Source organism: Agrobacterium leguminum (assembly GCF_005144435.2).
GTDB lineage: Bacteria > Pseudomonadota > Alphaproteobacteria > Rhizobiales > Rhizobiaceae > Agrobacterium > Agrobacterium leguminum.
In genome coordinates this window covers 412350-434547 of record NZ_CP120212.1, presented here as the reverse complement: position 1 = coordinate 434547, position 22198 = coordinate 412350, and the positions used below count along the sequence as shown (strand labels likewise).

Annotated in this window: 18 protein-coding genes; 16 read left to right on the top strand and 2 right to left on the bottom strand. The window is 61.3% G+C overall.

The window, feature by feature from the left end:
* Positions 1-11: 11 nt before the first annotated feature.
* Positions 12-725, bottom strand: coding sequence for a GntR family transcriptional regulator (locus CFBP4996_RS16495; protein WP_035240481.1), 714 nt, complete (start codon positions 723-725; stop codon positions 12-14).
* A gap of 103 nt (positions 726-828) precedes the next feature.
* Between CFBP4996_RS16495 and CFBP4996_RS16490 the strand changes: the two genes are divergently transcribed.
* The 10 genes from CFBP4996_RS16490 to CFBP4996_RS16445 are packed head-to-tail and all read left to right on the top strand — an operon-like array spanning position 829 to position 11733.
* Entirely contained in the window at positions 829-1881 is a 1053-nt protein-coding gene (locus CFBP4996_RS16490) for a Gfo/Idh/MocA family protein (RefSeq protein WP_080854517.1), read from the top strand.
* On the top strand, positions 1874-2890 hold the full coding sequence (locus CFBP4996_RS16485; protein ID WP_080854518.1) for a Gfo/Idh/MocA family protein: 1017 nt from the start codon (positions 1874-1876) through the stop codon (positions 2888-2890). The genes CFBP4996_RS16490 and CFBP4996_RS16485 overlap by 8 nt, the downstream gene beginning before the upstream one ends.
* On the top strand, positions 2887-3960 hold the full coding sequence (locus CFBP4996_RS16480; protein WP_080854519.1) for a Gfo/Idh/MocA family protein: 1074 nt from the start codon (positions 2887-2889) through the stop codon (positions 3958-3960). The genes CFBP4996_RS16485 and CFBP4996_RS16480 overlap by 4 nt, the downstream gene beginning before the upstream one ends.
* A 21-nt stretch (positions 3961-3981) precedes the next feature.
* A complete protein-coding gene (locus CFBP4996_RS16475; RefSeq protein WP_080854520.1) occupies positions 3982-5253 on the top strand; it encodes an ABC transporter substrate-binding protein in 1272 nt (423 codons plus the stop codon).
* A 57-nt stretch (positions 5254-5310) separates the two neighbouring features.
* Complete coding sequence (locus CFBP4996_RS16470; protein ID WP_003524617.1) at positions 5311-6279, top strand: carbohydrate ABC transporter permease; 969 nt, start codon at positions 5311-5313, stop codon at positions 6277-6279.
* Positions 6272-7315 carry a carbohydrate ABC transporter permease gene (locus CFBP4996_RS16465; protein ID WP_003524615.1) on the top strand — a complete coding sequence of 348 codons (1044 nt, stop codon included), beginning with the start codon at positions 6272-6274 and terminating at the stop codon, positions 7313-7315. The genes CFBP4996_RS16470 and CFBP4996_RS16465 overlap by 8 nt, the downstream gene beginning before the upstream one ends.
* A 22-nt stretch (positions 7316-7337) precedes the next feature.
* Complete coding sequence (locus tag CFBP4996_RS16460; RefSeq protein ID WP_080854521.1) at positions 7338-8417, top strand: ABC transporter ATP-binding protein; 1080 nt, start codon at positions 7338-7340, stop codon at positions 8415-8417.
* A 37-nt stretch (positions 8418-8454) separates the two neighbouring features.
* The gene (gene araD / locus CFBP4996_RS16455) at positions 8455-10179 is read left to right on the top strand and encodes an L-arabinonate dehydratase (RefSeq protein ID WP_080854522.1); all 1725 of its coding nucleotides are present in this window, start codon (positions 8455-8457) and stop codon (positions 10177-10179) included.
* A gap of 11 nt (positions 10180-10190) precedes the next feature.
* The gene (locus CFBP4996_RS16450; protein ID WP_080854523.1) at positions 10191-10988 is read left to right on the top strand and encodes an NAD-dependent epimerase/dehydratase family protein; all 798 of its coding nucleotides are present in this window, start codon (positions 10191-10193) and stop codon (positions 10986-10988) included.
* 34 nt (positions 10989-11022) lie between these two features.
* A complete protein-coding gene (locus CFBP4996_RS16445) occupies positions 11023-11733 on the top strand; it encodes a ribonuclease activity regulator RraA (protein WP_020813265.1) in 711 nt (236 codons plus the stop codon).
* Between the two features lie 3 nt (positions 11734-11736).
* On the opposite strand, the gene CFBP4996_RS16440 is transcribed toward CFBP4996_RS16445, so the two are convergent.
* Positions 11737-14088, bottom strand: a complete 2352-nt coding sequence (locus CFBP4996_RS16440) for a helix-turn-helix transcriptional regulator (protein WP_162936092.1) — start codon at positions 14086-14088, stop codon at positions 11737-11739.
* A 136-nt stretch (positions 14089-14224) separates the two neighbouring features.
* Between CFBP4996_RS16440 and CFBP4996_RS16435 the strand changes: the two genes are divergently transcribed.
* Genes CFBP4996_RS16435 through CFBP4996_RS16410 form a run of 6 tightly spaced genes read left to right on the top strand, consistent with a single transcriptional unit; the run spans position 14225 to position 22124 of the window.
* Complete coding sequence (locus CFBP4996_RS16435; protein WP_059753288.1) at positions 14225-15253, top strand: ABC transporter permease; 1029 nt, start codon at positions 14225-14227, stop codon at positions 15251-15253.
* Positions 15253-16134: an ABC transporter permease gene (locus CFBP4996_RS16430; RefSeq protein ID WP_080854524.1), complete on the top strand. Its 882-nt coding sequence runs from the start codon at positions 15253-15255 to the stop codon at positions 16132-16134. Before CFBP4996_RS16435 ends, CFBP4996_RS16430 begins: the two co-directional genes overlap by 1 nt.
* A 4-nt stretch (positions 16135-16138) precedes the next feature.
* Positions 16139-17785, top strand: a complete 1647-nt coding sequence (gene nikE / locus CFBP4996_RS16425) for a nickel ABC transporter ATP-binding protein NikE (RefSeq protein WP_080854525.1) — start codon at positions 16139-16141, stop codon at positions 17783-17785.
* 17 nt (positions 17786-17802) lie between these two features.
* Positions 17803-19359, top strand: coding sequence for a hydantoinase/oxoprolinase N-terminal domain-containing protein (locus tag CFBP4996_RS16420; protein WP_080854893.1), 1557 nt, complete (start codon positions 17803-17805; stop codon positions 19357-19359).
* Complete coding sequence (locus tag CFBP4996_RS16415) at positions 19352-20485, top strand: S-methyl thiohydantoin desulfurase family protein (protein WP_059753279.1); 1134 nt, start codon at positions 19352-19354, stop codon at positions 20483-20485. Before CFBP4996_RS16420 ends, CFBP4996_RS16415 begins: the two co-directional genes overlap by 8 nt.
* Before the next feature lie 43 nt (positions 20486-20528).
* Entirely contained in the window at positions 20529-22124 is a 1596-nt protein-coding gene (locus tag CFBP4996_RS16410) for an ABC transporter substrate-binding protein (RefSeq protein ID WP_162936093.1), read from the top strand.
* Positions 22125-22198: the final 74 nt, after the last annotated feature.

Here is a 22198-nt window from a genome sequence, read left to right as displayed (position 1 = left end):
ATGGCACATAATTATTCGAAATAGTCCTGGTGGTTCTCGAAAACCTGCGAAAGAATGCCGAGGACGCGTCTCAGGTGCTTGCGCAAACCATCGGTCGCACGGGCTTCGTCCCCGGCCTTGATCGCATCGTAAACCGCCTCATGTTCGGAGAGCAGCCGCGCCATATGCGCCTCGTCGGTGATGGCGAGCGCGCGCAGGCGGTCCAGCCCCGCCTTCTCGCGGATCAACAGCGTCTCCAGCCTCTCAAGCCCCGTCGCGGCGGCAAGCGCGCTGTGGAACTGGTCGTCATGCACGCGAAAAGCCTTTCTGTCTCCGCGGTGCATGGCTGCGCGCTGGCCGGTGAGGGCGTGTTCGATCTCCTGCTCGGCCTCCGCCGTTATGCCGATCTGGCACAGCCTGCAAACCGCAGCGACCTCCAGCGCCTCGCGGATGAATTGCGCGCTGCGAATGTGCTTTTCCGATAATCTGGAGACATAGGTGCCGCGGCTTGGCAGGGTGACGATCAGGCCGTCATCCCGCAGGCGGCTCAGCGCTTCGCGCACCGGCGTTCGACTGGAATTGAACAACTGTCCGATCTCGTTTTCCGAAACAGCCTGGCCGGGAAAAAGCTCCCGGGAAAGGATGGCCGATTTCAGCGCGGAATAGATCTGGTCCACGACCGGACGGTTAAGGTCCAGTCGTTCCATTGTCGGCACGGTGCCACCTGTTACGGGAATTTTCGGCATATACCCTCCAGCGTTTTCATAACCGGTATACCGGAACACAAGTCTGTTGACAACCGGCATACCGGTATGCAAATGATCGCTTATTGGGAAGGAGGCTCCCGAAATGCAAAATATCAAGACCTGCGTCATCGTTGGCGCCGGAATGGTGGCGAAGACGCATGTGCTCGCCTGTGCGGCAAGCCCGGAAAAAATTCGCCTGAAGGGTTTGGTCGATGGCGGCTCCGGTCGCGCCAGGGCGCTGGCCGCCGAAGCGTCGAAACACGCCGGATATGAGGTTGTCGTTTATTCCTCGGTCGAGGAAGCAGCGCGCGATGCGGATGTCGATTTCGCCATCGTCGCAACGCCGCCGAATGCCCGCATCGATATCGTCGGACAGCTCGCAAAGGCGGGCAAACACATTCTGATGGAAAAGCCCGTCGCCCGTAATACGCAGGAGGCCGGCGGTCTTGTCACCCTCTGTCGTGACGCCGGCGTCACGCTCGGCATCATCTTCCAGCACCGCATGCGGGCTGCATCGCAAAAAGCCCGTGAGTTGGTCGATGGCGGGACGCTCGGAGCGCTCGGTCTTTGCGAAATTTCCGTGCCGTGGTGGCGCGCGCAATCCTATTATGATGAACCCGGCCGCGGCACCCTGGCGCGCGACGGCGGCGGTGTTCTGATCTCCCAGGCAATCCACACCATCGATCTGGCGCTCAGCCTTGCCGGACCGGTCTCGCGCGTTCAGGCCATGGCGGCGACGACGCGTTTTCATCGCATGGAAACCGAGGATTATGTCGCGGCCGGCCTGCGCTTCAAGAATGGCGCCGTCGGCTCGCTTGTTGCAAGCACCGCGAGTTTTCCTGGTGCCCCGGAATCGATTGTCCTGCATTTCGACAATGCCAGCCTGCGGCTCGCTTCGGGCCTCCTGCATGTCGACTGGCGCGATGGCCGGCAGGAGACGTTTGGCGGCGCGGCATCCGGCACGGGCGGCGGCGCCGACCCCATGGCTTTCACGCATGAATGGCATCAGGGCGTCTTCGAAGATTTCGCAGACGCCATTTCCTCAGGGCGCCCCCCGGTCGTCACCGGTGAAGCGGCTCATTTGTCTCACAGATTGATCGACGCGATCATCAACTCGGCCGACACCGGCAAGGAAGTGGAACTGCAGGATGACTAAAGCAATCAAGTTCGTCGCTCTCGGCATAGAGCACCGGCACATTTTCGGCATGGCCCAGAACATGCTGGATGCCGGCGCGGAATTCGCCGGCTGGTGGACCGAAGGCGAGCCAGACGTGGTGGAAGGCTTCGTCAAGCGCTTCCCGGATGTGCCGCGCGCGGCCTCCAAGGAAGCTCTGCTGGCCGATGGCAGCATCGATCTCGTGCTGATCGCCGATATTCCCTCCAAGCGCGCCGATCTCGCCATCGCCGCCATGGAAGCCGGCAAGGACGTCATGTCCGACAAGCCCGGCTGCACCACCTTTGAACAGCTCGATCGCCTTCGCCAGACCGTGGCGAAGACCAAGCGCATCTGGACCGTCGATTTCTCCGAGCGTTTTGAAGTTCCGAGCGTGACCAAGGCCGCTGAACTCGTTGCGCAGGGTGCGATTGGCCGTGTGATCCAGACCGTCGGCCTCGGCCCGCATCGTCTGAACCGCCAAATCCGTCCGAAGTGGTTCTTCGAGCGTGAAGCTTACGGCGGCATCATCACCGATATCGCCAGCCACCAGATCGACCAGTTCATGTTCTTCACCGGTTCGACCGAAGTGGAGATCGTGGCTGCCACCGTTGCCAACTATGCCAACCCGCGCGATCCGGGCCTGCAGGATTTCGGCGAAGTGGTGCTGCGCGGCGACAAGGGCCACGGCTATATCCGCGTCGACTGGTACACGCCCGATGCGCTGCCGACCTGGGGTGACGGCCGCCTGACGATCCTCGGCACCGAGGGCTACATCGAGCTGCGTAAATATGTCGATGTCGGTAACAAGGAAGGCACCGACCGCCTCATTCTCGTGAATGGCGACCGCTGCGAATATATCGACGCTTCCGGTGCCGGCCTGCCCTATTTCGGCCGCCTGTGCGACGACATCCGCAACCGCACGGAAACGGCGATGACGCAGGAACATGTGTTCAAGGTATGCGACCTGTCGCTGCAGGCGCAGGCCAAGGCCGAAGGAGCAAAGGCATGATTGGCGTCGCAATCGTTGGTGCCGGCATCGGCGCCCTGCATCTGAAGGGTTATCAGGCGTTGCCGGAGCGCTTCTCCGTCAAGGCGATCTGCGATCTCGATCTGGAGCGCGCCCGCTCCGTGGCGGGTGAGGATACGTCCATCCGCCTGACGACCGATCTCGATGAGATTCTGGCCGATGAGAGCATCCAGCTCATCGACGTCTGCCTGCCGCCGCACCTGCATTTCCCCGTGACGCTGAAGGCGCATGCGGCGGGCAAGGATGTGGTCTGCGAAAAGCCGCTGGTCCGCTCGCTTGAAGAGGCCAATGCGCTGATCGACTCCGTCAAAAAGACCGGCCGTGGCGTGTTTCCGGTCTTCCAGTACCGTTTCGGACATGCGATGCGGCAGCTTCGTGCGCTCATCGATGCCGGCCTTGCGGGCAGGGCCTTTGTCGCGAGTTCGGAAGTTCACTGGAACCGTGGCGCCAGCTATTACGACATTCCCTGGCGCGGTACGTGGAAGGGCGAGTGCGGCGGCGCGATCCTCGGCCACGCCATCCACGCCCATGATCTTCTCTGCCACGTTCTCGGCCCGGTCGACGAAGTGTTCGCCATGGCCGATACACGCGTCAACACGATCGAAACCGAAGACTGCGCGGCGCTCAGCTTCCGCATGAAAAGCGGTGCGCTGGCGACGAGTTCGGTGACGCTCGGTGCCGCCGAAGATACGTCCCGCCTGCGTTTCTGCTTCGAAGGCTTCACCGCCGAGAGCGGCACGCTGCCCTATCGCCCGGCCGAAGACACATGGCGTTTCATCGCCCGTGCACCGACCACGCAGGACCAGATCGACGCCGTTCTGGCGACGGTTGCTGATGGCGAAAACGGCTTTGCCGGTTTTGTCGAGGCCATTGCCGACGCGATGGAAGGACGCGGCGGTAAGGAAGTGACTGTGAACGATGGCTTGCAGTCCATCGAACTCGTCACCGCCATCTACCGCTCGGTGCGGGAAGGAAAGCCGGTCCGCCTGTCCGACGCCGCAGAAGGCGAATGGATCAAGGGCTGGGCTCCGCGCGCATCCGCCAACGCATAATCATCTAAGGGAGGAAAAGAGATGATCGGTAAATATAGCATGGCATTGGCGCTCGCCATTGGCGCGGCGTCCTTTGCAGGCGCCGCTCAGGCGACCCAGGAAGTGCGCTTCACCTGCGCTTATGACGGCAACGGCTGCGAAATCCTGAAAGACATTCTCGCGCGTTACGAAAAGCAGCATCCGGACGTGAAGATCGTCACCGACGTCGTGCCCTACAAGGCGCTGCTGGAAGGCCTGCCCGTGCAGCTCGCCGGCGGCAGCGGCCCGGATTTCGCAACCGTGACCGACCTTGGCGGTCTCAACCGCTATTATCTCGATCTCACGCCCTATGTGGACGCGAAATATTGGGAAGATAATTTCTCCAACGTGCTGAAATGGTACCGCAGCGGCCCCGACGACAAGGGCATCTACGGCATGCATACCCAGCTCACCATCACCGGCGCCTTCATCAACCGCACCCTGTTCGATCAGGCCAATGTGGCCGTACCCGGCAAGGATGCAACGCTGGATGACTGGGCGAAGGCTGCCAATGCCGTCGCCAAGGCAACCGGCACGCCTTACCCGATGGCCATCGACCGTTCCGGCCACCGTATTGCCGGCCCGGCCATTTCCTACGGCGCGAAGATTTTCGATGCTGATGGTAAGCCCATTCTCGTCGATGAAGGTTTCACGACTTTCGTGAAGAAATTCGTGGAGTGGAACAAGGACGGCACCATGGCGCGTGACGTCTGGGCCGGGCAGGGCGGCAATACCTATCGTGACGCCGCGCAGGAATTCATCAACGGCCAGCTCGTCTATTATTACTCGGGCAGCTGGCAGACCGCGCGTTTCGACAGCCAGGTCGGCGATGCGTTCGACTGGGAAGTCGTGCCGCAGCCCTGCGGCGGCGCTGCCTGCACCGGCATGCCGGGCGGCACCGGCGTTGTCGGCTTCAAGCAGACCAAGAACCCGAAAATCGTTGCCGATATCCTGAACTTCCTCGCTCAGGACGAGAATTATCTCGACTTCACCGTGCGCACCCGCAACGTTCCGGCCCACAAGGCCGTGGCTGACAAGGGCGTGACCTATACGGGTGCGACGCCGGCGACGCAGAAGGCCATGAACGCCTGGCTGGACCAGATCCCCGGCCTCAGCCCGATTGCCTACACCTATCAGGGTTACAAGAACAATCGCGCCATGTTCAACATCTCCGTCCAGCGCATCACGCAGGCCATCGTCGGTGAAAGCACCGTCGATGAGGCCATGGCCCGCGCGAAGACGGACCTCGAGGAAGCGTTGAAACAGGCGAAGTGATCCATCGCCTTCCGGTGCGGCGCATGCCGCGCCGCGCCGGATCGAAGGAGGACCCTCATGTATAAATTTCTTGCGCCCGTCATGGGCATCGTCGAACTGCCCTTCGCCTTCCTGCAGAAGGTTCTCGGCCATCGGCGGATCGCCTGGGTGTTTCTTACACCCAACCTGATCCTGTTTGCGGTCTTCGCCTTTCTGCCGATCGTGCTGAACATGGCCTATTCCGTGACCGGCAGCGAACACATATTGCTTTCTGAGCGCCCTTCGGTGGGCGGCGAAAACTTTTCGGTCCTTCTTTCCTGTCAGAATTACCTCGACCCCAATTCCTGTCAGCGCGACCTGTTCTGGCGCTCAGTCTGGAATACGGTTTTCTTCGTGGTGCTGCAGGTTGGTTTCATGGTCGGCTTTTCGCTCATCACAGCCATCGTGCTCAACCGCGATATCCGGGCACGCGGGTTTTTCCGTGCCGTCTTCTTTTTCCCCGTGCTGCTGTCGCCCGTCGTTGTGGCCTTGATCTGGAAGTGGATTCTCCAGCGTTTCGGCGTTCTCAACGCGGCGATGGAAGGCTTGGGACTCGGCTCGGTCGACTGGTTGCTCGAAGCCAACCTTGCCTTCGGCTGGTCGGTCTTCCTGTCGGTCTGGGCGCATATGGGCTTTTACACGCTCATTCTTCTGGCCGGCCTGCAGGCGATCCCGCGTGATGTCTATGAGGCGGCGCAGCTCGACAAGGCGAGCCCTTGGCGCATCTTCCGGCGCATCACGCTGCCGCTTTTGGCACCCACCATGCTCGTCGTCCTCGTCCTGTCGCTCATCAAGGGCGTGCAGACCTTCGATGAAGTCTTTGCCTTCACGGGTGGCGGCCCCGGTTCGGCGACCACCTTCATCATTCAGTTCATCTATCAGACCGGCTTTGCCGGGACGCCCCGCAATTTCGGCCTTGCGGCTGCCGCTTCGCTGCTGCTCGCCGTGGTGCTCGTGGTGCTGACCGCCCTGCAATTCCGGGCAAACAGGAGCAAGGTCGATGGCTAGGATTGGCGCATTTCTGACCCGTACCCGCGGCCGAAACGGCAAGCTGCACTGGACCGACTGGTTGTCCTACGCCTATCTCGGTGTGGCCGTGCTGATGATGTTCGGTCCCGTCGTCTGGCTCGTGCTCTCCTCGTTCAAGACGGAGGCCGATCTTCAGCGCTTTCCGCCGCGCCTCCTGCCCTATACGCAGGAAACCGTGGTGGTGGACGGGCAGGCAGCACCGCTGCCGGCCTATGTCGACAAGGATGGCCGCAAGTTCGGCATGGTCCGCCGCATCGGTCTCGTGGCCCAGGTGGTCGACCCGGCCAAGCCAACCGAAGTCCTGAAGATGCCGTTCAACGAGCTGAAGCCGGCTGAAAAGGTGGCGCTGGCGACGGAAAACTACACCGAGCTTTTCCAGCGCTTCAATTTCCCGCTCTATTTCTGGAACTCGACCTTCATCACGGTGACGTCTACCATCATCATGCTGATCGTCAATTCCATGGCCGCCTTCGCGCTCTCGAAATACCAGTTCAAGGGCAGGGGCGTGGTGCTGGCGCTGGTTGTCGGCACGCTGATGATCCCGCAGACCGTCGTGCTGGTCCCACTGTTTCTCATCACCAGTCAGCTCGGCATGATCAACAGTCTCTGGGGCGTCATCATTCCGGGAGCAGCGACACCGACCGGCGTCTTCCTGCTGCGGCAATATATGCTGACGATCCCGGATGAAATCCTTGATGCGGCCCGCATGGACAAGGCGAGCGAGTGGAAGATCTACTGGCGCATCATCCTGCCGCTTTCGGCCCCGGCGCTTGCCGTTCTTGCGATCCTTGCGATCATGTGGCGCTGGAACGACTTCCTCTGGCCGCTGATCGTGCTGACCCGCAACGACAACTTCACACTGCAACTGGCGCTCAACTCCTTCCAGGGGGAGATGACGACGGAATGGAGCAACCTGCTGGCCATGACGGTGCTGACACTCGCCCCGATCGCGCTGGTCTTCATGTTCCTGCAAAAATACATCGCCACCGGCATTGCATCGACGGGCGGCAAATAATCCTCAGGGAGGAAACACGACAATGGCAAGTATAGAGCTTCGTCAGGTCAAAAAGACATATGGTGCCCTCGATGTCATCAAGGGTGTCGATCTCGATATCAAACACGGCGAGTTCTGTGTTTTCGTCGGCCCTTCCGGCTGCGGCAAGTCGACCCTGCTGCGCATGATCTCCGGTCTCGAAGAACTGAGCGGCGGCGATATCGTCATCGGCGGTGATGTGGTCAACACAGTGCCAGCCGCAGATCGCGGCCTTGCCATGGTGTTCCAGTCCTATGCCCTTTATCCGCATATGACGGTGCGCGAAAACCTGTCCTTCGGGCTTGAGAACATTGGCACCTCCAAAAAGGATATCGCCGAAAAGATTTCCCAGGTTTCCAAGATGCTACAGATCGATCAGCTTCTGGAGCGTCGTCCCAAGGATCTCTCGGGCGGCCAGCGCCAGCGCGTCGCCATCGGCCGCGCGGTGGTGCGCGAGCCGCGCGTATTCCTTTTCGACGAGCCGCTTTCCAACCTTGATGCGGAGCTGCGCGTCGACATGCGCGGCGAGATTTCCAGCCTGCACCGGCGTCTCGGCAATACCATGATCTATGTGACGCACGATCAGGTGGAGGCCATGACCATGGCCGACAAGATCGCCGTTCTGCGCGCCGGCAAGCTGGAGCAATTCGGTGTGCCGCTCGATCTTTACAATCGCCCGGCCAATCTCTTCGTGGCGGGCTTCATCGGCTCGCCGAAGATGAATTTCTTTGCAGGCGAAGTGACCTCGGATGCAACGCCGTTCCTGAAGATCGCCACCGGCGAATTGATCCCGCTGCCGCAGACCGGTTTTGCCTACAAGCCCGGTCAGAAAGTGACGCTCGGCATCCGCCCGAACCATGTGCAGGCGGGTGGCGAAGGCGCACTGACCATGTCGGTGCGCACCGCCGAACAGTTGGGCGGCGAGTCCTATCTTTACGGTACTCTCGGGGATGGCACCCGGGTGACGCTGCATCTTTCCGGCCAGACTTCGACATCGGCTGACGAAGTCATTCGCCTGTCGGCGCCGCTGGAACACATCCACCTTTTCGATACGACGAGCGGGCTGACGCTCCGGCAGGACTGACAGCCTTTGGCGCAACCCGCAACGCAGGACCATTGACATGACCGATAAAAAACTCCGTTCCGACCGCTGGTTTGCTCCCGACGACCTGCGCAGCTTCGGCCACCGCTCACGCATGATGCAGCTCGGTTATGCGGAGGAGGATTTTGTCGGCAAACCCGTCATCGGTATCCTGAACACCTGGTCGGAGCTGAATACCTGTCACTCGCATTTTCCCGAGCGCGTGCAGGATGTGAAACGCGGTGTGCTGCAGGCTGGCGGTTTCCCCGTCGAAATGCCGTCGCTTTCGGTGGATGAGAGCTTCACCAAACCGACATCGATGCTCTACCGCAACATGCTGGCGATGGAGACGGAGGAAATGATCCGCTCGCATCCGCTCGACGGTGTGGTGCTGATGGGCGGTTGCGACAAGACGACCCCCGGCCTCGTCATGGGCGCGATCTCGGCCGGTGTGCCGATGATCTATCTGCCGGCCGGGCCGATGCTGCGTGGCAACTATGCCGGCAAGGTGCTGGGTTCCGGTTCGGACGCCTGGAAATATTGGGATGAGCGCCGTGCCGGTAACGTAACCGACGAGGAATGGCGCGGCGTGCAGGGCGGCATCGCCCGCTCTGCCGGTGTGTGCATGACCATGGGCACCGCCTCGACCATGACCGCCATCACCGATGCCCTTGGCCTCACCCTGCCAGGAGCTTCCTCCATTCCGGCGGTGGATGCCGAACACCAGCGCATGTCGGCAGGTTGCGGCCGGCGTATCGTGGAAATGGTGGCCGAGGAGCTGACGCCGGACCGTATCCTGACCGCGACCGCCTTTCGCAATGCCGCCATCGTCGCCATGGCGACCGGTTGCTCCACCAATGCCGTCGTGCATCTGATCGCCATGGCCCGCCGCGCCGGCGTGCCGATGACGCTCGATGAGCTGGACGAGCTTGGCCGGGTCACGCCGCTCATCGCCAATGTCCGGCCCTCCGGCAAAGACTATCTGATGGAGGACTTCTATTACGCCGGCGGCCTGCGGGCGCTGATGAAGCAGCTCGAAAGCCGTCTCGACTGTTCGGCGCTCACCGTGACCGGCCGCAGCATGGGCGAAAACCTGGAAGGCGCGAAGGTCTATAATGACGACGTCATCCGCTCGCTCGATAATCCCGTTTATGCGGAAGGCTCGCTTGCGGTGCTGCGCGGCAATCTTTGCCCGGACGGCGCCGTCATCAAGCCTGCCGCCTGCGATCCGAAATACCATATCCATGAAGGCCCGGCGCTGGTTTTCGACAGTTATCCGGAGATGAAGAAGGCAATTGACGACGAAAACCTCGATGTCACGCCGGATCATGTGCTGGTGCTGCGCAATGCCGGTCCGCTCGGCGGTCCCGGTTTTCCGGAATGGGGCATGCTGCCCATCCCCAAGGCGCTGATCAAGAAGGGCCATCGCGATATGGTGCGCATTTCCGATGCCCGCATGTCCGGCACCTCCTATGGTGCCTGCGTGCTGCATGTTGCGCCGGAAAGCTTCGTCGGCGGCCCGCTGGCGCTCCTGAAAACCGGTGATATCGTGCGCCTCGACCTGCCGCAACGTCGGCTCGACATGCTGGTCAGCGAAGAGGAAATCGCCAGCCGCCGCGCCGCCTGGCAGGCGCCCGCGCCGCGTTATGAACGCGGTTATGGTTATCTCTTCTCCAAGCATGTCACCCAGGCCGATCAAGGCTGCGATTTCGACTTCCTGCAGACGGATTTCGGCCGCACCGCCGGCGAGCCCGATATTTTCTGAGAGGCGCTATCATGTTGAAGCGATTGCTCATCACCGGTGCCGGCGGCAAGCTGGGCAGCATGCTGCGCGGGCGGCTCGGCCATGTCGCCGAGACCATCCGCCTTTCCGATGTCATCGATCTCGGTGAGGCAGCCCCCCATGAGGAGCTTTTTCGCTGCCGGCTCGAAGACGAGGCGGCGGTTCATGAACTGGTGAAGGGCTGTGACGGCATCGTCCATCTCGGTGGTATTTCGGTGGAAAAGGCTTTTGATCCCATCGAGGCCGCCAATCTTCGCGGCGTCTACAATCTTTACGAGGCGGCGAGGCAAAACGGCCTGCCGCGCATTCTCTTCGCTTCCAGCAACCATACGATCGGTTATTACCCGCAGGGACAGCAGCTCGAGCCGGAAACGCCCTTTCTGCCGGACGGCCTTTACGGCGTCTCGAAGATTTTCGGTGAGGCCATGGCAAGCCTCTACCACTCCAAATTCGGCCAGGAAACGGCCATCGTCCGTATCGGGTCGTGCGAAGAAAAGCCCTCCAACTGGCGGATGTTGTCGACCTGGCTCAGCTACGGCGACTTCGTCTCGCTGATCGATGCCGTCTTTCGGGTGCAGAAACTCGGATGCCCGGTCATTTGGGGCGTTTCCGCCAATGACGATAGCTGGTGGGATAATTCCCATATCGATTTTCTCGGCTGGCAGCGCCGCGACAATGCCGCGCGCTACCGTGCGGAAATCGAACGCGATGTGCCGCGCCCCGATCCCGAGGCCGCGATCGCAAAATATCAGGGCGGCGTCTTCACAGACGAGCCCATTCACCGGACTTGAAACACATCCATACGCCCATTGCGAGGAGATAGACATGAACAATGAAACGCGCGAAAAACTGCTGACGATTTCCGTCGCTACCCTGGCGACGGCGCTTTACAAGCGGGGTCTGCGCAACCAGGTCATTCAGGGTGTGCGCCCGCTGGGCTACAAGGGCAAGAACATGGTCGGCCCGGCCTTTACCCTGCGCTACATGCCGGCCCGTGAAGACCGCAACCAGCTTGTTGAATTCCGCAATCCCGCCCATCCGCAGCGCGTCGCCATCGAAACATGCCCGCCGGGCCATGTGCTTGTCATGGACAGCCGCAAGGATGCGACCGCCGCCTCGGCCGGCGATATTCTGGTGACCCGCCTGATGGTTCGCGGCGGTGCCGGCATCGTCTCCGATGGCGGTTTCCGGGATGCGGCCACCATTGCCGAGCTGGATATCCCGGCCTACCACACCCGCCCTTCCAGCCCCACCAACCTCACCAAACACGAGGCAATCGAAATAAACGGCCCGATTGGCTGCGGCGATGCGCCGGTGTTCCCGGGCGATATCATCGTCGGCGACGCCGATTGCGTCATCGTCATCCCCGCGGGCATTGCCGACGACGTGGCGACCGAGGCGGTGGAAATGACGGCTTACGAGGATTTCGTGGTGGAACAGGTCAAGGCCGGCCAGACGATCATCGGGCTTTACCCCTGCACGAAGGAAGAGCACCAGACGGCTTTTGCCGAATGGCGCAAGAAGAACAACCGCTGAACCTTACAGCCAACCCAGTGCTTTCGCCGCGCGGATCGCCTCCGCGCGGCGTTTGCAATCCAGCTTGCGGAACAGGTTGCCGAGGTGAAACTTCACCGTCACTTCCGAGATGTTGAGCGTCTGGGCGATCTTCTTGTTCGACATGCCGCTGGCGAGCAGTTGCAACATCTGCGCTTCCCGCTGCGAAAGCCCGCCATGCAGGGCGCGCGCCTGCGGTGAATTCACCGAGGCGGCGAAAATCGACAGTGCGGAGCGCACATCGGAAGAGGTCTCGATGAAGCTGCGGATGCGGCGATTGTTCAGAAGCGGGGACAGGAAGACGCGCTCCTCCGACAGGACGCCGCTGCAGCCAAGGCGGGTCGCCGATTCAAGGGCGGTGAGGATATGGGCGCGGGCGGCGGCGTTGTCGCGGCGCTGGTGCGCGGCGTAGCTCTGCCAGATTCGCAGCGCGACCTTTTCGCGGTTGGTGACTTTGGGATTGGCGATCATCGCGTCGATCTGGCGGGAGAGATAGGCGCGGGGCGTGAAAAGATGCACCGCATCGCGCAGCCAGGCCATGACATAGGCGATTTCATCGCGGCGCGTCAGCCGGGAAAGATCATCATGCGCGCTCTCCACCCAGTTGCGGCCCATGGGCATGCGGATCGCCGAAAGCGTTGCGGCCGCATCCGCCCAGCGGTTGGCGTTCTGATAGGCGATGGCCGTCCTGATCTCCATCATCGCATGGAATTGCAGCCCTTCCGAAAGGTGGATCCACAGGCCGTCGAGAAAGCCCGGTCGAACGGTCATCGGAAAATGGTCGATCAACACCTGCGAGGCGTAAAACAGGGCAAACTGCATCAGGCTTGGCCAGATTTCGGCAGCGGCGAAGTGATCAAATTCGTGCTCGACGAAATGCAACAGGTCGCGCGGCTTTCCCGCCTCATAGGCAAGACAGGCTTCCGCCAGCCGCAACATCCGGAACTCCTGCGCAGCATCATGCGGCACCTGTTCCAGCCGTGTGCGCGCCTCCTGCGCCGCCCGACGGGCCAGAAGCACGTCGCCGCTCATCAGCCGCAACACGATCTGGTGCAGATGGATGAAAAATTCGAGCAGGGGCTGCCCGCCCATCTTGCGCAGATAGATCAGAGCGCGTGCGGCGGCGGCCTCCGCCTCGCGGAAATTGCGGCGGCGGATTTCGAATTCCAGCAACGCATTGTAATAGGCTGCCCATTTGCCGTGATCGTTCATGGGATAGTCGGCCATGAATTCCCCCAGACGCGTGATTACCGCGTCATTGGGGGTCAGATCCTCGGCAATCATCAGGTTCAGCCGGAAGGTGCGGGCGGCGAAGGAAAAGCGTGAGCCACGGGCAAGTACTTTCAGTGGATCGAGATAATCAGACCCAAGGCTCTTGCCGAGCAGATGACGCACGCGCTGCAACTCCCCCTGTTTCAGCAGGGCGCGGGTAACGGCGAAGAGCACGGTTTCATTCGTTGCGATCATATCCTGCGAAAACCGCATGATGATCTCGCGAAACCTGTCGACGCTGCTTCGATAGATCAGTTCACGGCCATGGGCGCGTTCCAGGATTTGCGCGGCATGGGTCTCGTAACCGCGGTCGAGCAGCATCGCCATGGCCGCAAGCGCCCGCCCTTCCTTTTCGAAAGCCGATGCGACCTCCACCACGGCGCTGCCGGCCTGCAGGGTAGCAAGACGTTCCCGCGCAGACACGCTCAGAAGCCGTATCAGAGTGGGGTGATTTTCGGGATTTCCGGTCAGGAAAGGCGGCAGCAGTTCGGTCCAGTCCGCCTCTGGCTCCGCAGAGGGATTTTCCAGCCAGAACGAAAGTTCAACCGTCTGGGCGGGAGAGAGATGCGGCAGGTAGTTTTCCCGCAGATAGTCGGCACACAGCGTTTCATTCGGAAAACGCGCCAGTGACAGAAAAGCCGGCCAACCCGCATAGTCGTGAAGGGCGAGGCGTTTCTGCTCATATGGCAGGTCCTCCACCTCATCCTCACTAAGAAGCAGTTCATTCGGTCCGATGGTGAGCGAACCGCGATGCAGGATTTGCCGGGCCAGTCCGCTGATCCGCTGATCTGGCCGGCAGGCGATGACCACCAAACGCACCGTCTCCAGAATGGCGGCCGGCATGCGCGCCGCCCGTGCGAAAACCGGCACGTCCCACAGGAGACAGCCATTTGCGGTCTCGTCGCTTCGCGGCTGGTGCGTGCGGCACACCGGCGTTTCGAGCTCTTTTGCAAGCATTTCCAACAGCACGCTTTTTCCCGCACCCGCAGGTGCGCGCAGAAAGATCACGCCGGCGGTTTCGCTGGCGATGCGGCGGCAAAGACGGGTGCGTGGCAGGAGCGTCATTCGCAAAGGCATAGGGGATTTAAGCCTAAAAACCTATACTCATCTTTCAAAAAACTATACCTTTCGGCAATTGTTCAAACGGACATGTGGTGAAAACTTGTGCTCACGCAACCGATGCACAAGGAACGTCCCACCGATGCAGCAACATCCGCTGGTCGCGATTTTGAACAGGCTCGGCACCTTCGTGCTGGTCATGATCGCCCTGTCCATCATGATTTTCGTGCTGGCCCGCGTGGTGCCCGGCGATCCCGCCCGCATGGCGCTGGGGCCTGCGGCAACGCAGGAGCAGGTGGATGCGCTGCGCGGCGAGATGGGCCTCGATAAGCCGCTCGCCGTCCAATACCTCGACTATATCGGCAATGCCCTGCACGGCGATCTTGGTTTCTCGCTGGTGTCGCAACGCCCGGTGACTACCGATCTGGCGCAGACCGTTCCTGCGACAGTCGAGTTGGTGCTGGTCTCGGTCATCTTCATGTTTGCCGTCGCCATCCCGCTCGGCGTCATCACGGCACATTATCGCGACCGCCCGCTGGACCATATCGGTCGCATCCTGTCGCTCACCGGGGTCACGATCCCGAGCTTTCTTTTCGCCATCACGCTGCAATTGCTGGCCGCGCGCTTTCTCTCCGGCTGGCCGATCATCGGCAGGCTCGACCACGGGCTTGGCTGGCAGGGCGGCCCGACGGGCTTCATCCTGATCGACGGCACGCTGGCCGGACGGTTCGATGTGGTGCTGGATGCGCTGAAACACCTTGCACTGCCGGCATTTGCGCTTTCCATGGCAGGCATCGGCCAGATCACCCGCATCACGCGTTCCTCGATGATTGAAAACCAGCGCAAGGACCATGTGCTGACCCTGCAAAGCTTCGGCGTGCCGGAGCGGGTCATCATCTTCCGTTACCTGCTGAAGCTCTCTTCCATCGCGCCGCTGACGATCATGGGTCTCGAATTCGCGTCGCTGATCGGCAATGCCTTCGTCATCGAGATGGTCTTCGCCTGGGGCGGTTTCGCCTCCTACGGTCTGAACGCCATCCTGCAGAAAGACCTCAATGCCGTGACCGCCGTGGTGCTGGTCGCCGGCCTGTTCTTCATCGTTGCGAACCTGATCGTGGATGTCCTGATCTCGATCATCGACCCGCGCCTGCGCCGCAAGGAGGCTCGCTGATGGCTGATATGAAAATGCTCGAACCCGCCGATCGCGGCCTAAGCGCCGGTTACATGATGTGGTATCGCTTCAGCCGCAATCCGGCGGCGGTCATCGGCTCGCTGATCCTGCTATCGGTGCTGGTGCTGGCGGTCTTCGCACCATGGCTCACGCCCTATCCGAAACATATCGGCGCGGTCGTCGATTTCCGCGCCCGCCATATGCCGCCGGATCTGGAGCACTGGTTCGGCACCGACAAGGCCGGCCGCGATATCTTTTCCCGTACCATCTTTGGGCTGCGGGTCTCGCTGCTTCTTGTCATCGGCGTGCTCGGCATTTCGGTGCCGGTCGGAGCCGTGCTTGGCCTCATCGCCGGTTATTTCGGTGGCTGGACTGAAAAGCTCATCAGCGGCCTGACGAATGTGATGCTGGCCATGCCGCCGCTCGTCATGGCGCTCGCGGTCTCCAACCTGCTGGAACCGACGCTGATGAACGCCATGATCGCGATCACGCTGCTGTGGTGGACCTGGCATGCGCGGCTGATCTATTCGGTATCGAAGTCCATTGCGTCCGAAGACTATATCGAGGCGGCGCGTCTTGCCGGTGCCGGCCCGCTGCACATCCTCTTTCGCGAAATCCTGCCCAATTGCGTCTCGGTCATATCGGTCAAGACGACGCTCGATGCCGCCTTCGTCATTCTGTTCGGCGCGACGCTGAGCTTCCTCGGTTTCGGCGTCAAACCGCCGACCCCCGACCTTGGATCGATGGTTGCCGACGGGCGCCAGTTCATGCCGGATTTTTGGTGGGAAGTGCTCTGCCCCGGTGCGGCCGTGCTTTACGTGACGCTGGGCTTCAACCTGCTGGGCGACGGCCTGCGCGACATGTTCGACGTAGAAAGCTAAGGCCATGACTGAACCGCTTCTCAAGGTCGAAAACCTCAACGTCACCTTCACCAATTACGGCCGCACGCGGCAGGTTCTGCGCGATGTCGCCTTCACCGTTGCCGCCGGCGAGCGCGTGGCGCTGATCGGTGAAACCGGATCGGGCAAGTCCGTCACCGCCAAGGCGATCATCGGCACTTTGCCGAAGAATGCCGCGATCACGTCAGGTGCGATCGTCATCGATGGCCGGGATGTGCTTGCCCTGCCGCGCAGGGAGCGCGAGGCCCTGAAAGGAACGGCGTTTTCGCTGATTATGCAGGACCCGCTCTCGTCCTTCAATCCGGTCTTCAAGATCGGCACGCATCTCGATGATGTCATGCGCTTTGCCGACAAACGCGATGGTATCAACTCGTCCAAGGCGGAGCGCCGCAACCGCATCGCAGCCGTTTTGCGCCGGGTACAGCTTGCCGATACCGAGCGGGTCATGAACGCCTATCCGTCCGAGCTTTCGGGCGGCATGCGTCAGCGCGTGCTGATCGGACTTGCGCTGCTGCACCAGCCGAAACTGCTGATCGCCGATGAGCCCGGCACGGCGCTCGACGTGACGACGCAGGATGAAATCCTCAACCTCATCAACCAGCTGGTTGCCGAAGAAAACATGGCGCTGCTGATGATCACCCACAATCTCGGCGTCGTGCGCAAGGTGGCGGATCGGGTCGTGGTCATGCATCACGGCGATATCGTCGAGACCGGTCCATGCACGCAAATCCTGCATACCCCCGCCGAAGATTACACGCGCTCGCTGCTGGATGCCGTGCCGCCGCTTTATGGCCCACGCGTCACCGATCTGGCGCAAAGCACGCGCTCGCCCATCGTGACGATTGAAGGGCTGAACAAGATTTACGGCAGGCGCAACGGTTATCACGCCGTGCGGGATGTGAACCTGACGCTGAAGGAAGGCGAGGTTTTCGGCCTTGCGGGTGAATCCGGCTCCGGCAAGACCTCGGTTGCGCGCATGATCATGGGCCTTTCGCGTCCCACGTCTGGTAATCTCGTGATCGACGCCCCGGCGCCTGAGCGCGGCAAGCGGTTGACGCAGATCGTCTATCAAAATCCGGGCACCTCGCTCAATCCGAAGCGCACGGTGAAACAGACGCTTGCCCTGCCGCTGAAATCCATCGGCATGGATGGGCAGGCGCGTGAAAGCCGCATGCAGGAACTGATGGGGCTGGTGCGGCTGCCGCAATCCTATCTCGGCAAATATCCGCATGAGCTTTCCGGCGGCCAGAAGCAGCGCGTGGCGATTGCCCGGGCGCTCGCGGCAGAACCGAAAATCCTCATCCTCGACGAGCCGACGGCGGCACTCGATGTTTCCGTGCAGAAGACGGTGATCGACCTTCTGCTGCAGCTGCGCGAGGAGCTTGGCCTGACCTATCTGATGATCTCGCACGACCTGTCGCTGATGCGTAATTTCTGCTCGCGCATCGCCATCATGCTGCGCGGCGAGATTGTCGAGGAGGGTGTGACATCGGCGGTCTTCGCCGAGCCGACCCATCCCTATACCCGCGCCCTGATCGCGGCCATCCCCGTCGTCACCGACGAGGAAGAACGTCTCAAACCCACCGTGACGGAGGAAGAGCGCATGCGCTTCCTCGTAAAAACGACCGATTGATGAAAGAGGAGCCTGACGTGTATCGCGTTGGAATTGACGTCGGCGGCACGAATACCGATGCCGTTGTGTTGCAGGATAAAACCGTTCTGGCGGGGGTGAAGGCCTCCACGACAGAGGATGTGACGTCCGGTGTCATCGAAGCCCTTGAAAAGGTCATCGAGGCTTCGGGCATCGACAGGGCGCGCATCGGCGCCGTGATGATCGGCACCACGCATTTCACCAATGCAGTGATCGAGCGCCGGCATATGGATGAGGTGGCCGCGATCCGTCTCGGCCTGCCGTCCGGCGCCGGCCTGCCGCCCATGGTCGACTGGCCGGACGATCTCCGGGAAATCGTCGGCAACCACGGTTATCAGGTGCGTGGCGGTTACGAATTCGACGGCCGCGAAATTTCGCCGCTCGATGAGGACGAGATCGTCCGCATCGCCGCCGATATCCGCGCCAAGGGCTTAAAGGCTGCTGCCGTCACCTGCGTTTTCAGCGGCATCAACGAAGCGATGGAGCTGCGGGCGAAGGAAATCCTGCAGGAACGCTGCCCCGGCCTGCCGGTGGTGATGTCCAAGGATATTGGCCGTCACGGTCTGCTTGCGCGTGAAAGTGCTGCAATCATGAATGCCAGCCTGCTGTCACTTGCCGACCGCACCGTTGCGGCTTTCGGCGAGGCGTTGAAGGCTGCGGGCATCACCTGCCCGTTTTATATCACCCAGAACGACGGCACGCTGATGGCGGCGGATGTGGTGCGCGGTTTCCCCGTGCTCACCTTTGCTTCCGGCCCGACGAATTCTATGCGCGGTGCGGCCTTCCTCACCGGTCTCAAAGATGCCGTCGTTGTGGATGTCGGCGGCACTACGTCCGATGTCGGCTCACTGTCACATGGTTTCCCGCGTCAGGCCTCTACCACCGTGGATATTGGCGGCGTGCGCACCAATTTCCGCATGCCGGACGTCTTCTCCATCGGTCTCGGCGGCGGTTCGCTGGTGGTCAATGGCGACCATGGCCTGACCGTCGGGCCGAAATCCGTCGGGTACCGTGTTCGCCGCGAGGCGCTTTGCTTCGGTGGCTCTACCCTCACGGCGACAGATATCGCCGTTGCCTCCGGCAAGGCCGATGTGGGCGAAAAGGCGCTGGTCTCCAGCCTCGACAAAAAGCTCGTGGATTCGGCGGTCGACAAGATCAACGACATGCTCGAGGCCTGCGTGGAGCGCAGCCGCATCTCGTCGTCGCCCGTGCCGGTGATTGCCGTTGGCGGCGGTTCCATCCTGATGCCGGACCGTATCGGTGACCTCGAGGTCATCCGACCTGAGAATTTCGCGGTGGCCAATGCCGTCGGCGCGGCGATTGCGCAGATCAGCGGCGAGACCGACCGGGTCTTCTCGCTGGTGGACGGACGCACGCGCGAGAGCGCGTTGGCCGAGGCGGAAGCGGAGGCACGCGAAAAGGCGATTGCCGCCGGCGCGATTGCCGAAACGCTGGAAGTCATCGAGCGCGAGGATATGCCGCTTGCCTACCTGCCCGGTAACGCCACCCGCATTCATGTGAAAGTTGTTGGAGAAATGGGAGCCAATCATGGCTGAGACACGCAAGCTGAAATATGACGAAGCGGCATTGCGGACGCTGACCCGTGAAGATCTCGACGCGCTGGAAATCGGCGCTGGCATCCTCGGCACGGGCGGCGGCGGCAATCCCTATCTCGGTAAGCTTCTGGCGCTGGAAGCCATGAAGGCCGGTTACGAGATGAAAATCCTCGCAACCGACGCCATTGAGCCGGACGCGCTCTGCATGTCGATCGGCGGCATCGGCGCGCCTGTCGTTGGTGTCGAACGCATTCGCGAAGGCCGCGAAGGCTTGCGTTGCCTGCGGGCGATGGAAGAGCTGATCCGCACGCCTGTCGACGCCATTGTCTGCGAGGAAATCGGCGGTTCCAATTCCATGAACCCGCTGGTGACGGCGGCGCTGGGCGGCCTGCCGATTCTCGATTGCGACGGCATGGGCCGGGCTTTCCCGGAAATGCAGATGACCACCTTCTCCATCTATGGTCATAGTTCCACGCCGTCGGTGATGTGCGATCTGCATGGCAATGCCGTCATTTTCAGTCATGCCGTTTCCGAAGTCTGGCACGAGCGTATGGCGCGCGCCTGCGTCGTTTCGCAGGGCGGCGGCGCGATGCTGGCGACCGCGCCGATGCAGGCGCATTACGTGCACCAGTATGGCATTCCGAAAACCTACACCAAGGCGATCGCCATCGGTGAGGCAGTGATCCGCGCCCGCAAGCAGCAGGAGGACCCGATTGCCGCAGTCTGCGCGCTGGAAGGCGGAAAGCGCATCTTCAACGGCAAGATCACCGATCTGAAGCGCCACCTGCGTGGCGGTTTTGCGGTCGGCGATCTCACGCTCTCCGGCTTCGATGATTGCGCCGGCCAGACGGCGGGCGTCGCCATCCAGAACGAATTCCTGCTGTTTTCCCGTGACGGCAAGGTGGAAGTGACGGTTCCCGACCTGATCGTCCTGCTCGATGTCGACACCGGTTATCCGATCACCACCGAAGTCCTGCGCTATGGCCAGCGCGTGGCCGTCATCGCCATCCCTTGTCACGACCTGCTGCGCAGCGCCCGCGCGCTTGAGGTCGTCGGGCCGGCGGCCTTCGGTTATCCGGACATTCCTTTCTCACCGCTGCCCGTTCCGGTCAGCAAGGCTGCCTAACCATAAGCGGGGTCAATGCCCCGCAATAAAGAGGAGAACGATAATGAAAATGCCTGTACTCTCTTCCCGTCTCGCCGCGCTGGCGCTTGGCACGGCGCTTGCGTTGCCGCTTGTTTCTTCCGCAGCCCTTGCGGAAGACAAGGTATCGGTCGCAGTCAATACCATGCAGATATTCAGCTCGCTCGACCCTGCGAAGGTGACGGACTATACCGGCTACATGGCCATCGTGAACATGTATGACGGCCTGACCACGGTGAACGCCAAGGGCGAAATCGTGCCGCATCTGGCGAAATCCTGGGAGATTTCGGAAGACGGCCTGACCTACACCTTCCACCTGCGTGACGATGCGAAATTCCAGGATGGTACGTCGGTAAAGGCTGCCGATCTTGCCTGGTCGATCCAGCGCCTGCTCGGCATCAACAAGGGTCCTTCGAACCTCATCGTCGGCGTGCTGAAGCCCGAAAACGTGACCGCGCCTGACGATGCCACGCTGGTCATGAAGATCGAGCGCCAGTTCTCGCCCTTCATGGCGGCGACGCCGCTGATGATGGCGATGAACAAGACGCTGATCGAGGCCAATGCCAAGCCCGAAGATAAATGGGGCGAGGCCTATGTCGGCGAACATTCCGCCGGTTCCGGCCCCTACAAGCTCGTCAGCTACAACCGTTCCGCCGATATGGTCATTGCCCGCAATGCCGATTATTTCCTCGGCTGGACCAAGGGCAAGCCGATTGACGAAGTGCGCTTCGTGCAGACCAGCGACGACGCCACCGTCAAGGCGCTGGCGGAAAAGGGTGAACTCGGCCTTTCCTCGCACGGGCTTGGCAACGACACCTATGAATCCATCGGCCGGATGAAGGGTTACAAGTTGATCCAGACCCGCACCGCCGGCGGTTTCGTCATCAAGCTCAACACCAAGGTCTATCCCACCGACGACGTGCACGTTCGCCGCGCCATCGCCTATGCGACCGACTACAAGACGATCCAGGAAGTGATCTATCCCGGTTTCGACATGAAGGGACCGCTCTCCGACGCGTTCAAGGATGCGCATAATGGCGATATCCAGCCAGGCGTCTACGATCTGGAAAAAGCCAAGGAAGAGCTGGCGAAGTCGAAATATGCCGGCCAGAAGATCACGCTGGTCAACAGCTATGTCGCTTCGCTGGCCTTCGAGGCGGAAGTGGCGCTGCTTCTGCAATCCAGCCTCGAGCAGATCGGCATCACGCTCGATATTAAGCCGGAGCCGTGGAACCGCATCGTCGAGCTTTCCTCCAAGCCGGAAACGACGCCTGCGTCGACGCAGGTGAATATTTCGCCGACCTATCCGTCGCCGGATTCGATGTTCTACAACCAGTATCACTCCAAGGCATCAGGCACCTGGATGTCGATGGAATGGTTGCAGAATGCCGAAATCGACGGCCTGATCGACAAGGTTCGCGCCACCACCGATGTGAACGAACAGAACACAACCTACAAGGAACTGCAGACGAAGATCGCCGATCTTCAGCCTGACGTCTGGGCGGTTGCGCCGAACCGCCGTTATGCGGCGAACAAGTGCCTTCAGGGTTACGAGTTCATTCCCATGCAGAGCTGGGACCTGAACTTCTCCAATTTCCATTGGGACTGCAAGGCGGAGTGATCTCCGCCTCATGAAAACCGGCCCCGCCACAAAGGCGGGGTTGGCGAGACTTGGAACTTCAAAGGGAAGGAGCA

Coding starts and splice junctions, on each gene's coding strand:
- CFBP4996_RS16485 (WP_080854518.1), top strand. CDS start 1,874: ATGACTAAAGCAATCAAGTTCGTCGCTCTCGGCATAGAGCACCGGCAC.
- araD (WP_080854522.1), top strand. CDS start 8,455: ATGACCGATAAAAAACTCCGTTCCGACCGCTGGTTTGCTCCCGACGAC.
- CFBP4996_RS16450 (WP_080854523.1), top strand. CDS start 10,191: ATGTTGAAGCGATTGCTCATCACCGGTGCCGGCGGCAAGCTGGGCAGC.
- CFBP4996_RS16410 (WP_162936093.1), top strand. CDS start 20,529: ATGAAAATGCCTGTACTCTCTTCCCGTCTCGCCGCGCTGGCGCTTGGC.
- CFBP4996_RS16435 (WP_059753288.1), top strand. CDS start 14,225: ATGCAGCAACATCCGCTGGTCGCGATTTTGAACAGGCTCGGCACCTTC.
- CFBP4996_RS16415 (WP_059753279.1), top strand. CDS start 19,352: ATGGCTGAGACACGCAAGCTGAAATATGACGAAGCGGCATTGCGGACG.
- CFBP4996_RS16465 (WP_003524615.1), top strand. CDS start 6,272: ATGGCTAGGATTGGCGCATTTCTGACCCGTACCCGCGGCCGAAACGGC.
- CFBP4996_RS16440 (WP_162936092.1), bottom strand. CDS start 14,088: ATGACGCTCCTGCCACGCACCCGTCTTTGCCGCCGCATCGCCAGCGAA.
- CFBP4996_RS16460 (WP_080854521.1), top strand. CDS start 7,338: ATGGCAAGTATAGAGCTTCGTCAGGTCAAAAAGACATATGGTGCCCTC.
- nikE (WP_080854525.1), top strand. CDS start 16,139: ATGACTGAACCGCTTCTCAAGGTCGAAAACCTCAACGTCACCTTCACC.
- CFBP4996_RS16495 (WP_035240481.1), bottom strand. CDS start 725: ATGCCGAAAATTCCCGTAACAGGTGGCACCGTGCCGACAATGGAACGA.
- CFBP4996_RS16480 (WP_080854519.1), top strand. CDS start 2,887: ATGATTGGCGTCGCAATCGTTGGTGCCGGCATCGGCGCCCTGCATCTG.
- CFBP4996_RS16475 (WP_080854520.1), top strand. CDS start 3,982: ATGATCGGTAAATATAGCATGGCATTGGCGCTCGCCATTGGCGCGGCG.
- CFBP4996_RS16430 (WP_080854524.1), top strand. CDS start 15,253: ATGGCTGATATGAAAATGCTCGAACCCGCCGATCGCGGCCTAAGCGCC.
- CFBP4996_RS16445 (WP_020813265.1), top strand. CDS start 11,023: ATGAACAATGAAACGCGCGAAAAACTGCTGACGATTTCCGTCGCTACC.
- CFBP4996_RS16470 (WP_003524617.1), top strand. CDS start 5,311: ATGTATAAATTTCTTGCGCCCGTCATGGGCATCGTCGAACTGCCCTTC.
- CFBP4996_RS16490 (WP_080854517.1), top strand. CDS start 829: ATGCAAAATATCAAGACCTGCGTCATCGTTGGCGCCGGAATGGTGGCG.